This is a genomic window from Vibrio penaeicida (assembly GCF_019977755.1).
In the GTDB taxonomy this organism is placed as follows: Bacteria; Pseudomonadota; Gammaproteobacteria; order Enterobacterales; family Vibrionaceae; genus Vibrio; species Vibrio penaeicida.
Genome location: NZ_AP025144.1, coordinates 1,223,767 through 1,236,899, shown reverse-complemented (window position 1 = coordinate 1,236,899; position 13,133 = coordinate 1,223,767). Strand labels below are relative to the sequence as shown.

At 42.8% G+C, this 13,133-nt stretch carries 15 protein-coding genes; 2 read left to right on the top strand and 13 right to left on the bottom strand.

The features are described 5' to 3' along the window. Positions 1 to 234: 234 nt before the first annotated feature. The 9 genes from LDO37_RS05820 to htpX all read right to left on the bottom strand — a co-directional run bounded on the left by LDO37_RS05820 (position 235) and on the right by htpX (position 7,344). Positions 235 to 750 carry a DUF3833 domain-containing protein gene (locus tag LDO37_RS05820; RefSeq protein WP_126606439.1) on the bottom strand — a complete coding sequence of 172 codons (516 nt, stop codon included), beginning with the start codon at positions 748 to 750 and terminating at the stop codon, positions 235 to 237. Further along, complete coding sequence (locus tag LDO37_RS05815; protein ID WP_126606833.1) at positions 747 to 1,298, bottom strand: chalcone isomerase family protein; 552 nt, start codon at positions 1,296 to 1,298, stop codon at positions 747 to 749. The genes LDO37_RS05820 and LDO37_RS05815 overlap by 4 nt, the downstream gene beginning before the upstream one ends. Then, positions 1,295 to 1,819, bottom strand: coding sequence for a DUF2878 domain-containing protein (locus tag LDO37_RS05810; RefSeq protein WP_126606832.1), 525 nt, complete (start codon positions 1,817 to 1,819; stop codon positions 1,295 to 1,297). The genes LDO37_RS05815 and LDO37_RS05810 overlap by 4 nt, the downstream gene beginning before the upstream one ends. A 19-nt stretch (positions 1,820 to 1,838) precedes the next feature. Further along, positions 1,839 to 3,068: an SAM-dependent methyltransferase gene (locus LDO37_RS05805; RefSeq protein ID WP_126606831.1), complete on the bottom strand. Its 1,230-nt coding sequence runs from the start codon at positions 3,066 to 3,068 to the stop codon at positions 1,839 to 1,841. After that, on the bottom strand, positions 3,062 to 3,820 hold the full coding sequence (locus tag LDO37_RS05800) for a DUF1365 domain-containing protein (RefSeq protein WP_126606830.1): 759 nt from the start codon (positions 3,818 to 3,820) through the stop codon (positions 3,062 to 3,064). Before LDO37_RS05800 ends, LDO37_RS05805 begins: the two co-directional genes overlap by 7 nt. Further along, positions 3,817 to 5,094 (bottom strand): NAD(P)/FAD-dependent oxidoreductase, encoded by a 1,278-nt coding sequence (locus LDO37_RS05795; RefSeq protein WP_126606829.1) that lies wholly within the window; start codon positions 5,092 to 5,094, stop codon positions 3,817 to 3,819. Before LDO37_RS05795 ends, LDO37_RS05800 begins: the two co-directional genes overlap by 4 nt. 16 nt (positions 5,095 to 5,110) lie before the next feature. Further along, complete coding sequence (locus tag LDO37_RS05790) at positions 5,111 to 5,845, bottom strand: SDR family NAD(P)-dependent oxidoreductase (protein WP_126606828.1); 735 nt, start codon at positions 5,843 to 5,845, stop codon at positions 5,111 to 5,113. Further along, positions 5,842 to 6,261, bottom strand: a complete 420-nt coding sequence (locus LDO37_RS05785) for a nuclear transport factor 2 family protein (RefSeq protein WP_126606827.1) — start codon at positions 6,259 to 6,261, stop codon at positions 5,842 to 5,844. The genes LDO37_RS05790 and LDO37_RS05785 overlap by 4 nt, the downstream gene beginning before the upstream one ends. A 216-nt stretch (positions 6,262 to 6,477) precedes the next feature. Then, positions 6,478 to 7,344 carry a protease HtpX gene (htpX, locus tag LDO37_RS05780; protein WP_126606826.1) on the bottom strand — a complete coding sequence of 289 codons (867 nt, stop codon included), beginning with the start codon at positions 7,342 to 7,344 and terminating at the stop codon, positions 6,478 to 6,480. Positions 7,345 to 7,705: 361 nt separating this feature from the next. Here htpX and LDO37_RS05775 point away from each other — a divergent pair, with 361 nt between their 5' ends. Continuing rightward, entirely contained in the window at positions 7,706 to 7,873 is a 168-nt protein-coding gene (locus tag LDO37_RS05775) for a hypothetical protein (RefSeq protein WP_167404720.1), read from the top strand. 46 nt (positions 7,874 to 7,919) lie between these two features. On the opposite strand, the gene bioD is transcribed toward LDO37_RS05775, so the two are convergent. From bioD to bioB, 4 genes are read right to left on the bottom strand one after another with little or no spacing between them, the layout of a single operon-like run. Beyond that, the gene (gene bioD / locus LDO37_RS05770; protein ID WP_126606825.1) at positions 7,920 to 8,600 is read right to left on the bottom strand and encodes a dethiobiotin synthase; all 681 of its coding nucleotides are present in this window, start codon (positions 8,598 to 8,600) and stop codon (positions 7,920 to 7,922) included. After that, positions 8,594 to 9,400, bottom strand: coding sequence for a malonyl-ACP O-methyltransferase BioC (gene bioC, locus LDO37_RS05765; RefSeq protein WP_126606824.1), 807 nt, complete (start codon positions 9,398 to 9,400; stop codon positions 8,594 to 8,596). The genes bioD and bioC overlap by 7 nt, the downstream gene beginning before the upstream one ends. After that, positions 9,397 to 10,554, bottom strand: a complete 1,158-nt coding sequence (locus tag LDO37_RS05760) for an 8-amino-7-oxononanoate synthase (RefSeq protein WP_185829737.1) — start codon at positions 10,552 to 10,554, stop codon at positions 9,397 to 9,399. The genes bioC and LDO37_RS05760 overlap by 4 nt, the downstream gene beginning before the upstream one ends. Then, a complete protein-coding gene (bioB, locus tag LDO37_RS05755) occupies positions 10,538 to 11,590 on the bottom strand; it encodes a biotin synthase BioB (RefSeq protein WP_104399350.1) in 1,053 nt (350 codons plus the stop codon). The genes LDO37_RS05760 and bioB overlap by 17 nt, the downstream gene beginning before the upstream one ends. Positions 11,591 to 11,727: 137 nt before the next feature. Here bioB and bioA point away from each other — a divergent pair, with 137 nt between their 5' ends. Then, on the top strand, positions 11,728 to 13,005 hold the full coding sequence (gene bioA, locus LDO37_RS05750; RefSeq protein WP_126606823.1) for an adenosylmethionine--8-amino-7-oxononanoate transaminase: 1,278 nt from the start codon (positions 11,728 to 11,730) through the stop codon (positions 13,003 to 13,005). The last annotated feature ends 128 nt before the right edge of the window (positions 13,006 to 13,133 follow it).

Sequence of the window (13,133 nt, the reverse complement as noted above, 5' to 3'; positions counted from 1 at the left end):
AGCCTCATATTCTGTTTCAATTCAAGGAAAAGAACGCAGTGGAATGACGAGTCCTTTCCTAGTTCTTTGACGAGGAAGTGAAGCAGAATATGGGCTCCCAAGGGCGAGTTTAACTGGCTTTCATACTACGTTACCGATTCTTGATTTAGAATGACTAGATCTTCATATCGGTGCCTTGCCTGAAAGCCAGTTAACTCTCGCTGAACCAAGCATTTTGAGGTTACTTGGGTATAGTTACTTTTGAAAGAATATCGTCACTTCAGCGACTTCTAACCCTAGTTTGCGTATCGACGTTCGGTTGAAGACATGGCGTTCATCTTGACGATAGAGCCAATCGTCGAAATGTACTTCTAACTCAGAACCATCTACTTTAAGCAAAAAATCATATTTCCATTGCAAAGCATTGCCAACCTGAACCCCGACGGCTTGCCCAATAATATCGTCTGCTTCGCCTGCAAACCGACCGTCTTCTTGGCGCTCAATGGTCCAAATACGTTGATCTTTTTCACCATCATCAAAAATAAAGTCTTCTACTAACACCAACGTATTCCCGTTGACCTCCCCTGAAAGATCAACAGAAAATCGTCGGGTTTGTTTTTTTGTGTAATCTTGAATCATTCCCCAAGCTTTGGTGCTACCTTGAAAGTAACCAAACAAATCAAAATCTGGCGTTGCTTGGCGATATTCTTCAACATCAGCTGTGCAAGCACTGAGTAAAACGGCAAGCCAAAGTGTTAGGAGTGTTCTCATCTAATCTTTCCTAATAATTGTCTACGATGTTTTGGATATTCAGTGTCAGGTGAAAACCAAATGGATAAGAAGGCATCATTTAACTGTTCGTTTGTAATGTCTCCTAAATGAGTCGTTTGATTGGCGGAATCATAGAAGATAAATTGCCCTTTCTCTCCGTCTGAAATGTACACCAATCGCTCACCCTTACTCACATCCGGTAAAATATCCGATAGTGTTAAAATCCAATTCTGTTGCTGCTCTTCGCTGTAGCCTAGATGTTCCCATTGCTCTTGAGTTGCATCGAGCAACTGCTGCTTAGGGATATCTCTCATGTAATTAATGAGCAATGCCATCGGGTGAGGGGAAACATCCGTACTTTCTTCATATACTCCACTGGGCGTTTTAAGTTCTGATTTATAAATATCAAAAAAAAGCCAACTCAAGCTCGATTTTCCGACTGTTTTCCAACCATCCCAGTTCTGATCGTCTTGAGAATTTGGAGTAGAGCCTTGAGCGTTTGCCGTTATCAACAAACTTAAAACTAGAAATCCGATGTACTTATTCATAACTTCCCCCAGCGAGAGCTTAGTAATGTGGTTACAAAATAAGCGAGCAAAAACCATTCCAAAAACAAAACTGCAAGTGTCAAAGGAACACCAAATGTCCACTCCACGGCACCAAGCCTGTGCCCAGCAAAATAACTAAGACCACCAAATACAGACACCAGAGTTAATACGAGGTAGCGAGGAGTACGGTTCACTATGGAAGTCATTTGAACAGCGTACCAACCAAATAAACCCCACAGTAAAAGCAACCAAACCGGAAATGCATCGCTAGAGAAGGTAAATAAGCCCGTTTGCCAGTTAAGAAAGTCAATGACAATACCAACAGAGCTAATTGCAATAACTAGCTTAAGTTTTTTAGCTTCTTCGTAGATACAATAAATCAAAGTAATCAGGCTGCCAGACATCAGCCAAAAGAGTGTGTCTTCTCGCCCTATCACCGCAAAAAACCAAAGTATCTGAAACCACAAACTACTTAGGAGTACAGACCCATTACTTTTATCGAACAAAGACTTAAGCATCATCTGTCGACTCGCTCGTTACTTATCGAACTTTGTGAAAAGTTAAGTGAACAGTACTGATGGTATTGGCAAGAAATCCACCTTCACAATAACTCATGTAATAGCGCCACATACGTACAAATCGTTCGTCATAACCCAGCTGAATAACTTTTGAATAGGATTGATTAAATGCGTAATGCCAGTCAGACAGAGTGCGGGCATAATCTTGCCCTATGTCATATAAGTCTCTGATCACAAATTGACTGTTATTTGTCATTTGATCCATAAGGTGCGTCACCGACGGCAAGAATCCGCCAGGGAAGATATATTTTTGAATGAAGTCGACTTCTTTACTGTATTTATCAAATCTTTGATCAGCAATAGTGATGGCTTGAATCGCGAGTAACCCATCCGGCTTTAATAGCGAATAACACTTATCTATATAAGAAGATAGGTACTGTTTACCTACCGCCTCTATCATCTCTATAGAGACAACCTTATCGAACTCGCCTTCAAGTAAACGATAGTCTCGCTTTAGCAGCGTTATTTGGTCGTTTAGCCCTGCTTCAGCAATAGACGTTTTAGCATATTGATATTGCTCTTCAGAAATTGTCGTAGTTGTAACACGGCAACCATATTGAGAAGCCATATATATCGCCATCCCGCCCCAACCAGTACCGATCTCTAACACATGGTCATTTTCATTTAACTTAAGCTGCTTGCAAAGCCTATCCATCTTATTGATTTGTGCCACAGCTAACGAATCACCTTTCGTTTTGTAAACACCAGAGGAGTACAGCATGTTTTCATCAAGAAACAGCTTATAAAGATCGTTCCCCAAGTCATAGTGCGCTTCTATATTCTCTTTTGACTGCGACAAGGAGTTGCGATTCAGCCAATGCGAAAATTGTAAGGTTAGCTTTTGAATCCAACTCACTTTGCTATCAACAGCATCTAAGGTGTCAAGGTTCTCAGCCATGATGCGTGTAACAGTTGTCAAATTAGGGCTGTCCCACCAACCATCCATATACGCTTCGGCTCCTGCGATGCTGCCACCTTTTAGAAGCCTCTCATAAAACTTAGGTTCATGAATTTCAATAACAGCGTGTAAGTCAGACAATCCGTCACCAAACTCCACCCGCTCGCCAAAGCTTTCAGTGATTGTTATATGACCAGTCGACAATTGAGAAAGCATTCTAAAAATCAATGTACGATAAGCTTGTTGACGAACACTAAGTACACCTTCGGATGCATATGAACGGCTATTTAGCATGAGGGTGTCTCCTTCTTTTTGTTATTTGGATGAGAATAAAATTTTGCACCTTTAACCCACAATTTAAGGGCGTGCCAATAAATACCAATGACGATTTTTAATGCCATAACAGGGGTTTTCAGTAGGTATCTAATCAGAGTCATTCTGCTCAGAGGTATTGCATTCATTGCCATAGAAGCATCAAATACTTTTTCTTCTTGATGGCACTCCAGATGAATCATTAACTTTTTATCTAGAGGTTTGAGTGACCATACATATTCTTGTTCAATTGGATTGAAAGGAGATACATGGAATTCTTTATCATGACGCCAATTTTCCCTTTCACTACCAGCGTTAGAATCAATCGCATAGTAGTGGCATTCATTCCATGGCGTATTACTCACCTCCGCGAGCAAATATTTCCAATTTCCTGCCTCGTCATACAAGTAGTAAAAGTTTACTGGACTAAAATACAAACCGAAGTAACGTAAATGACAAACCGCTTTTACCTTACCCTTCAGCCTAACACCTGTAAGTTCAAACACTTTGTTCTGAACTGCCAGCTTTAGATCTCCAGTCCCTACGTAGTCTTCTCTTCGAAATCGAGCCCAATGCCACGCCTTGTCTCCAAAACCAATAAGTTTTTCTTTCAGAACATCGATCTCATCTAGATCTAAGCACGGCATAAAAAGTGGGTATCTCAGGCTATGTTTTATTGGAGAAAATCGCCTATGAGTCACTTCACCATCTAGCATACAACTAGAGAAAATCATGCAACCTCCTTCTCTGAGGCCGAGTTCAGCAACCTAATACCGTCAACGACATCCAGCGCGCTTCGAACCCCATCTTCGTGGAACCCGTTGTACCAATATGCCCCGCAGTACCAAGTAGAATTGAAACCATCAATACTGGATTTTTGCTTTTGAGCAATATGGGAATCTTGAGTAAAAACAGGGTGATGATAGGTAAATGTTCTGAGAATTTTATCTGCGTCGATCTTATCGTTTGAATTTAACGAAACGCAGAATGTCTTGTCACTTTTTATGTGCTGCAAGATATTCATATTATAAGTTAATGAGGGAAGTGCCTCTTGTTCGCCTTTTTGCCCTGAAAGCAAATAATTCCAAGAAGCCCATGCCGCTTCGCTTTTCGGTAACAGTGTTGTATCTGTGTGCAGCGTAACCTCGTTTGCCTGATATTCCATTTTAGAAAGCAGGTTATGTTCCATCTCACTCGGATCTTGAAGCATTCTTAGGGCTTGGTCGCTATGACAAGCAAAAATGACAGCATCAAAGTGCTCAGTTCCAAAAGAAGATTGAATAAGAACGCCGTCATGGTTTCGTTCGACTGAATTTACTGGGCAATTCAAGCGTATCTTTTCTTTGAATCCTTTGGTCAAGGGATCGATATACGCCTTAGATCCGCCATCAATCACATACCACTGAGGGCGATCTACGATATCGAGTAATCCATGATTCAGAAAGAAGTTAAGGAAGAATGGTAAAGGGAAGCCACGCATATCCGCCAAAGTGGATGACCAAATTGCAGCCCCCATAGGGAGAATGTAATTGTCAGAGAAATAATCGCTAAATCGATGCTGTCGAAGGAAGTCGCCTAGTGTCAGTTCCCCATTATGGGGTTGAATAGCCGCTTCTTTAGCGAGTTTATTGAAACGCAATATTTCATAGATAAACCGATAAAATCTCGGGTTCAGGAAGTTTCGTTTTTGGGCAAACAACGTCGATAAGGTATGCCCGTTGTACTCTAAACCATTACTCTGGTTACTCACGCTAAAACTCATTTGAGTCGGTGTGCCAGTGACCCCAATTTCGTTCATCATTTCGATAAAATTAGGATAAGTCCTGTCGTTATAAACGATAAAGCCAGTATCAACTGAATAGGATTGGTTTTCTATGCTTACGTCTACAGTAGCAGTGTGCCCACCGATATAGTCATTTGCTTCAAAAACCGTAATGTCATGCTCTTGGTGAAGGTAGTAACCGCATGTTAATCCAGAAATACCTGATCCTATTATTGCTATTTTCATGATTTGTCCTTCAACCTTAAGCCGTAGTAACCCATTTGGAGATGAACAAGCGCTGCCATGAGTACGGCAAAGCCCCTATTAATCTCAAAAACATCGTGAATCGACGTGGAAAATAAATATTCTCTTTACGCAAGTGAATACCTGCACGAATACGCTTTGACGCATTTTCAACACTGACTTTCATCGGCATTGGAAAATCGTTTTTGTCCGTTAAAGGCGTTTCAACAAATCCTGGAAATACCATAGAAACGTCAACGCCATTTTTTTTCATCGGTAGCGCGAGACTTCTTGCCAAATAATTAATTGCTGCTTTAGATGCTCCGTAGGCTTCTGCTCTTGGCAGTGCGACCTCGCTCGCAATGGAGCCCACGATAACTAAATGGTCATCTTGAATGATTTGAGATTGAGACGCTTCAATGCAGTTAACAACCCCCATTACATTGATGTTTAATACTCTCTGGAATAGCTCAGCGTCTATTTCTCCATCATCAATGTACTCACAGCTGCCGGCATTCATTATCCAAATAGAGGGTTTGGGAGTAAGATCTGACAACGCCGCTTTTGCCTGTTCAAGATCAGTAACATCAAATTGAAGCGTTTGGATATTGTTAGAAAAAGCTTCCAGACTAGCGAGACTTTCATGATTTCGACCACACGCCCAGACTTTGAAACCGCTCGACGCATAATCTTTGGCAAGCTGATGCCCTATTCCAGATGTCGCCCCAGTGATCAACACTACCTGCTGACTCATTGCCCTAGCCCCGCTTTTATTTTCCTAACAACCGCACCTAGTACAGGAATCTGTTCGTAAAGCATCGAGCCCAAGTCGAAATAATCTCTGTGGTAAACAACTTTGTTATCTTCAAAAGAAATCTGACTAACCCCGTCTACCTCAACTGGGTTTGAACGGTTTAGCTTTGGGTGTCTCAGCAGCATTGTCCAAACGATAAATCCCGTTTCACCCGCCTGATAGTGGTTGTGGATCTGAAATTCGCATTGATCAACATTTGCAAAGAGGTTTTCGAAATAATCATAAAGAGCCTCATTTCCCTCTAAGCGATGAGCAGGGTCTTCGAATACGACATTTGGATGGTATAGGTCTCTAACCGATTCCAAATTATGTTTACTTAATGAACGGTAAAAATCCGCCACTTGACCAATATCCATCTTTACCTCGCTAATGACACCCATTGCATTGTACAAGATATTTTTTTGTACATGTTTAATATAGCTGTAAAAGTTGTACAAATATATTTTTGTATAACTTTTTTGTATTCAGGTTTGTTTACGATGAGAAAATGAAAATGGATCACAAACAAAAAAGGCCCAGTATAAACTGGACCTTTTCGTCATATATTCAATAGGTTCTAGAACATTTAGCCCCTAGCTTTGGCGTAACGCATCGATACGCTTATCTAACGGTGGATGGCTCATCATAAGCTGTGAGATTGAGCTTTTACCATTGATACCAAAAGCCATCATTGAGCCTTCTAACTTTGATTCATGGCTGACTTTTAACCGCTCCAATGCCGCTATCATCTTATGTTTGCCGACAAGTTGCGCTGCCCCCGCATCCGCATAGAACTCTCGACGACGGCTGTACCACATTGTGATAAAGCTTGCCAAAAAGCCAAACACCAAGTCCAACACCATAGACACGACAAAATACGTAATAGTGTTCGAACCGCCCTCTCCTTCCTCGTCATCATTCGAAGCCACAATATTGGCAATAAAACGGGATAAGAAGATGACAAACGTATTCACAACACCTTGCATTAGCGTCATGGTTACCATATCACCATTCGCAATATGGCTTACTTCGTGCGCTAACACCGCTTCAGCTTCATCACGCGTCATACTATGAAGAAGCCCGGTTGAAACAGCAACAAGCGAGTCGTTCCGCTTTGCGCCTGTTGCAAATGCATTGATGTCTGCGGAATCATAAATCGCAACTTGCGGCATACCAATACCCGCTTGTCGTGATTGACGTTGAACCGTTTCCAGCAACCAATGCTCGGTTTCGTTACGTGGACTCTCGATGACTTGACCGCCTACTGAACGTAGGGCAATTTTTTTAGACATCAACAGCGAAATAAAGGAACCACCAAAACCAAATATGGCTGCCATTACAAGCAGACCAGACAGGCTACCAGGTGCGATTCCAGTTACAGCATAAACAATGTTCAATACAATACTCAGCACCAAAATTACGGCTAAATTGGTTGCCAAGAACAACATCACTCGCTTCATTTGTTTTCTCCAATAGGAAGCTTAACTTTTTCTAACTCTTCGGTTAGTCATATTCAAAGGCATTATGGTTAATGATTGAGAGCTAACCCAACGAACCATTACACCTAAGAATGTAACATATACATATAGTCTTAAATTTTAAAAACAAGGTTAAGAGCAAAATTGCAACATTTGATGTCTAAAAGGGTTCATATGTAAATAGATGACCATCTTCTGAAACATCAAGGCGTTAAAGCTCACTGTTCCGATCTCTTAAAAAGTATTAGACCATAGTCTTATTGCTGTCAGTCACCACAAGTTCTAGAGTATTGGGGTCGGAAAAGCGGTTCCCAAATACATAATATCCACGGAGAATGGAAACATGAATGACAACGGAAATTTTCAGATGGCTATTGATATGCTTTGCTGCCACTTAGGCTTGACTGAAGATGAAGCGAGAGAGCAATTAGGTTTAAAATCTGATACTCAGCTTCAACGGCAGATCACTGATACTCAGCAAGCATTGATGGGTCTATCTGCTGAAAAGTAGTAATGTATTATTAAAGAAACGGCTGCGAAATTCGCAGCCGTTTTTTTCATTCAATTAAGGGTGATACGTTAATGTATTTGCCTATATTTCTTCGCTTAGGTCCGGGAACATAAGGAATTTCTCCAAGCTTTGGGGCTGGTAGCTTATCTTCTAGCATCTTAATGATTTCAGCATAATGCTCAGTTCCTGGATTAATACGATTGGCGACCCAGCCCACCAACTCTAAACCATCATGTTTTATCACTGCGGCAGTAAGCATGGCATGGCTCAAACAACCGAGCTTAATACCAACAACCAAAACAACGGGTAACTTTTCTTGCTGCACCCAAGTAGACAAACAATCAGAATCCGATACCGGTACGCGCCAGCCGCCCGCCCCCTCTACCAGAACAACCTCAGCGTTTTCTTTGTGCTGGTGTAGTTTCTGGCTCAGCACACGATAGTCAATCTCCATGTTATCGTGTTTAGCCGCAATGTGTGGTGACGCTGGTATATACATTGCGAAAGGATTCACGTCATCATAATCAACGCTTACGCTACTCGCTTCCTGGAGGTGTAATGCGTCTGAGTTTCTTTTCCCATGCTCGGTAATTTCACAACCAGAAGCGATAGGCTTGTATCCAATAGTCGATAGTCCTTTCTCATTTAACGCTTGAAGAATGGCTTTAGAAGCAACAGTCTTCCCCACTTCGGTATCCGTACCGGCGATAAAAAATGCATTCAGCATGCTGAAATTTCTCCTAAACAAACTTGATAAGTTGCAGGTATTAAACCTTGAGGGGCATGTAATTGTCGGTAAGCTTTATCCACACGAATAAGCTTGGACTTAGTGACTAGCCCTACAGCACGACCGTCTACATGGCTCGCGCCTATCCCCTTTAGGTCTTTCATCAGCTCCAGAGCGGAGCGGTACCTCAAAGTGATAGGAAATGAGTCTATTTTATGAGTACTGCACCCTGCTTGCGCTAACGCAAGTTTTACCTGTTTACTCGTCAGAAATTCATTGACATGTTGATATGCATCAACTTTAGACCAAGCGTTCTTCAACTCAAGTAAAGAGCCATCTAGCAAGGTAGAAAAGTATGCTCGCCCACCGCGGTTTAATACACGACGGATTTCTCGAAGTGGTAAAGACAAGTCCTCGCACCATTGAAGTGCTAAGCTTGAAAATACGAAATCAAAGCTGGCGTCTGAAAACGGAAGAGCATCGGCATCCACAAGTTCACACTTTACATCCAGTTGTTCACAACGTGATGCGGTCGCTCGTAGCATAGCGTCAGACAGATCTGCAGCAATAACTTTAGCTCCTCGCAATGCGAGAAGTTTTGCAAAATACCCAGTCCCGCAACCTAAGTCGAGAACCTTTTTTCCAGTAAGGTCTGAGGGCATTCTTTCTAAAATATGTTGACCAACCTGACGCTGAAACTCAGCATGTTGGTCGTATGTACTGGCAGCACGACTAAACGATTCGGAAATCGCCTTTTTGTCGGCTTGAGAATGAGAGATGAATACTGCTTGCTCTATCATGTACGACTCGCTACTACCTGTTTAACTTTGCTTGCCATTTCTATCACATCTTTCTTACTGTGATTCGCTGTTAACGTAATTCGAAGCCTTGCTTGTCCATTAGGTACAGTGGGTGGACGAATTGCGGTTAACCAATAACCTTGCTCTCTTAGAGAACTTGCGCATTCAAGAGCCGAATCAGAATCACCACAAATAAAAGGTTTTATCGGTGTTTCCGTGTGAATGAACCCAGGAACCTCAGAAAGCACTTCATCATATATACCGGACAATTCAGTTAATTTGTCTCTGCGCCACTGCTGCTCTCGCATCATATCTATAGAATGAGTTAATGCGTGCGCTTGAGAAGGCGGCATTGCTGTAGAGTAAACATGATGCCGTGCAAACTGGGTTAGATAATCGCCTAATTCGTGATCACACAAAACAGCTGCGCCAGATAACCCTGCCCCTTTTCCGAAAGTCACCACCAAAATATCGGGGTGAACCCCAGCAGCATTACAGCTACCTTGCCCTTCAGTACCCAAAACTCCAATGCCGTGTGCATCATCCACCATAAATAGGTTATTTGAAGCGGTGGCAATCTGACTAAGGAGAGTAAGTGGTGATTTATCACCATCCATACTGAATACGCCTTCCGTCACGATAAGCGCATTCTCTTTATTGGCGAGTAAGCCTTTGAGGTTATCGGCATCATTGTGTTTGAAACGCTTCATCATCGCGGGGCTGTGCATCCCCGCCTCTATTAACGAAGCGTGATTCAGCTTGTCTTGAAACAGCCAATCACCTTTCTCAAGCAAAGAATACAAAACGGCTTGGTTGGCACTGAATCCGGAGCTGAACAATATAGCTCTGTCAAAATTCAGCCAACGACACAATGATTCTTCCAAACAACGATGTGCAAGAGAGAATCCAGTCACAAGAGGTGACGCCGCGCTACCCGCACCGTATTTTTCCAAACCATCTTGCCACGCTTTAACCATTGATTTATCTGTGGCTAAGCCCAGATAGTCGTTACTGGAAAAATTGACATAAGCTTGGTCGCCAAGCTTGAAATGAGCACTGTTACCACCCGATAAAGCCGAGAGGCGACGAGTTAAACCGTTGTCCTCTCTATGCTTCAGTTGGTGCTGGATTCTTTGTCTAAACGCTTGCATCATAGAATAAATCGTCTTTAGCAGGACGTGCAGCAACGCGCTCAACAACCCTGTCTAATAATTCATTCTCTTCGATTTCATCCGGCTTTTGACTAACGGCTTGGCTATTAATACCCAACTTTTTGAACAGCAGCATATCTTTGTCTTCAGAAGGGTTTGGTGTCGTAAGAAGCTTACAACCGTAAAAAACAGAATTCGCACCAGCCATAAAGCAAAGTGTTTGCATTTGTTCATTCATATTCTCACGACCAGCAGATAAACGAACAGCAGACATTGGCATCATAATACGAGCAATCGCAATCAAGCGAATGAAGTCAAACGGGTCAACATCGTCCACACTTTCTAACGGTGTTCCTTTCACTTTAACTAGCATATTAATTGGCACACTTTCAGGGTGGACGGGTAAGTTCGCTAATTCAACGAGAAGACCTGCTCGATCGTTGACGCTTTCTCCCATGCCGATGATACCGCCAGAGCAGATTTTCATACCTGCATCGCGGACGTGTGAAAGAGTATCTAAGCGGTCTTGGTACGTACGAGTGGTAATAATACTGCCGTAAAATTCCGGAGAGGTATCGAGGTTGTGATTGTAGTAATCCAGCCCCGCGGTAGCCAATTCGTCGGCCTGATCGGGGGTCAACATACCCAGCGTCATGCAGGTTTCTAGCCCCATGCCTTTCACGCCTTTAATCATTTCAGTCAGATGCGGCATATCGCGAGATTTCGGGTTCTTCCATGCAGCTCCCATACAGAAGCGAGTGGAGCCCGCGTTTTTTGCTTTTTTAGCCGCATCCAATACACGCTCTACTTCCATCAAGCGCTCTTTTTCAACGTCCGTCGTGTATCGAGCACTCTGAGGGCAGTATTTACAGTCTTCAGGACACGCACCCGTTTTAATGGAAAGTAATGTGCTTACTTGGACATGATTGTGCTGTTGGTAATGCCTATGAACGATCTGTGCGTCAAACAGTAGGTCCATAAAAGGTTTATCCATAAAGGCTCTGACTTCGGCATGAGTCCAGTTATGACGAACTTCCACGTGCGTATCCTTAATTTTGATTATTGTTAATTGCTACTTGGCTAGTGTACTGACAACCGATAGACTGTCAACATTCCAAACCCATGCAGGGTTTACAATTGATTAAAAAATAACCACTAAAGCGGAGAGTATTTGCTATGGATTTAGCCTTCGACCGAGAGCACATCTGGCATCCCTACACATCAACTCTGACACCTCTGACCTGCTACCCCATAGTAGGAGCGTGCGGTGTACACCTCGAATTAGAGGGTGGGAATAAGCTAATAGATGGTATGTCGTCTTGGTGGTCGACGATTCATGGGTACAATCATCCAGTATTAAATGACGCTGCAAAATCTCAAATTGACAAGATGTCTCATGTGATGTTCGGTGGCATTACGCATGATCCAGCGATTAACCTTTGTAAAAAGCTATTGAATCTAGCGCCCAGTAATATGGAACATGTGTTTCTAGCGGATTCAGGATCAGTCGCTGTAGAAGTTAGCCTAAAAATGGCACTGCAATATTGGCACGCCAAAGGTCAAAATCGCCCTAAGTTCCTCACCCTCAGAAATGGTTACCATGGCGACACATTTGCTGCTATGTCTGTCACCGATCCAGATAATTCCATGCACAGCTTGTATAAAGGTTTCTTGCCAGAACACTTGTTCGCCGACAGTCCGAAGACAGGCTTTTCTGAACCTTGGGACGCCACAAATATCAGTGACTTTGAACTGCAATTAAAAACTCATCACAAAGATATTGCGGCAGTGATCCTCGAGCCAATAGTACAAGGCGCGGGAGGAATGAATATTTATCACCCGCAGTTTCTATCAGAGGTACGTAATCTTTGCGACAAATATGATGTGCTCTTGATTCTAGATGAAATCGCGACGGGGTTTGGGCGAACTGGGAAGATGTTTGCCTGTGAGCACGCAAATGTTCTCCCCGATATTCTATGCGTAGGCAAGGCCATAACGGGTGGATATATGACGTTATCTGCAACGCTAACCTCTAAACACGTCGCAGATACAGTGTGCGGTGGTGAAGCGGGTTGCTTTATGCATGGTCCAACCTTTATGGCGAACCCACTCGCTTGCGCTGTCGCCGATGCCAGCTTAGGGCTGCTAGAAGACGGAAGCTGGTCACAACAAGTTTCGACGATTGAAGCTCAGTTTTCCGAAAAACTACCAGATTTAGAGCATCATGCACGAGTCAAAAATGTCCGGTGGGTGGGAGCCATAGGCGTCGTTGAAACTCACGAAAATGTTGATATGGAGTCGATTCAGAAACATTTTGTTGATCACGGTGTTTGGATCCGCCCTTTCATGAACAGAATCTACCTAATGCCTCCGTACATTAGTAAACCAGAGCATATAGAAAAACTGATAGGCGCCATTTCAAGCGCGCTCGATCTAGATAGCTGCTTCAAATGATTTGAAATCTCGAATTTAAATAATAAGTGCGAATCTAAGTAGCAAGTACAAAAAAAGCTGACACGAAGTCAGCTTTTTCAATTTCATACTCAGGTGTTGACCAGCTAATCAATTGATGAGTGTAGGAA

What these genes read in the sequence shown, in the direction of transcription:
- LDO37_RS05820 (WP_126606439.1), bottom strand. Translation starts at nt 750, where the DNA reads ATGAGAACACTCCTAACACTTTGGCTTGCCGTTTTACTCAGTGCTTGC.
- LDO37_RS05815 (WP_126606833.1), bottom strand. Translation starts at nt 1,298, where the DNA reads ATGAATAAGTACATCGGATTTCTAGTTTTAAGTTTGTTGATAACGGCA.
- LDO37_RS05810 (WP_126606832.1), bottom strand. Translation starts at nt 1,819, where the DNA reads ATGATGCTTAAGTCTTTGTTCGATAAAAGTAATGGGTCTGTACTCCTA.
- LDO37_RS05805 (WP_126606831.1), bottom strand. Translation starts at nt 3,068, where the DNA reads ATGCTAAATAGCCGTTCATATGCATCCGAAGGTGTACTTAGTGTTCGT.
- LDO37_RS05800 (WP_126606830.1), bottom strand. Translation starts at nt 3,820, where the DNA reads ATGATTTTCTCTAGTTGTATGCTAGATGGTGAAGTGACTCATAGGCGA.
- LDO37_RS05795 (WP_126606829.1), bottom strand. Translation starts at nt 5,094, where the DNA reads ATGAAAATAGCAATAATAGGATCAGGTATTTCTGGATTAACATGCGGT.
- LDO37_RS05790 (WP_126606828.1), bottom strand. Translation starts at nt 5,845, where the DNA reads ATGAGTCAGCAGGTAGTGTTGATCACTGGGGCGACATCTGGAATAGGG.
- LDO37_RS05785 (WP_126606827.1), bottom strand. Translation starts at nt 6,261, where the DNA reads ATGGATATTGGTCAAGTGGCGGATTTTTACCGTTCATTAAGTAAACAT.
- htpX (WP_126606826.1), bottom strand. Translation starts at nt 7,344, where the DNA reads ATGAAGCGAGTGATGTTGTTCTTGGCAACCAATTTAGCCGTAATTTTG.
- LDO37_RS05775 (WP_167404720.1), top strand. Translation starts at nt 7,706, where the DNA reads ATGAATGACAACGGAAATTTTCAGATGGCTATTGATATGCTTTGCTGC.
- bioD (WP_126606825.1), bottom strand. Translation starts at nt 8,600, where the DNA reads ATGCTGAATGCATTTTTTATCGCCGGTACGGATACCGAAGTGGGGAAG.
- bioC (WP_126606824.1), bottom strand. Translation starts at nt 9,400, where the DNA reads ATGATAGAGCAAGCAGTATTCATCTCTCATTCTCAAGCCGACAAAAAG.
- LDO37_RS05760 (WP_185829737.1), bottom strand. Translation starts at nt 10,554, where the DNA reads ATGATGCAAGCGTTTAGACAAAGAATCCAGCACCAACTGAAGCATAGA.
- bioA (WP_126606823.1), top strand. Translation starts at nt 11,728, where the DNA reads ATGGATTTAGCCTTCGACCGAGAGCACATCTGGCATCCCTACACATCA.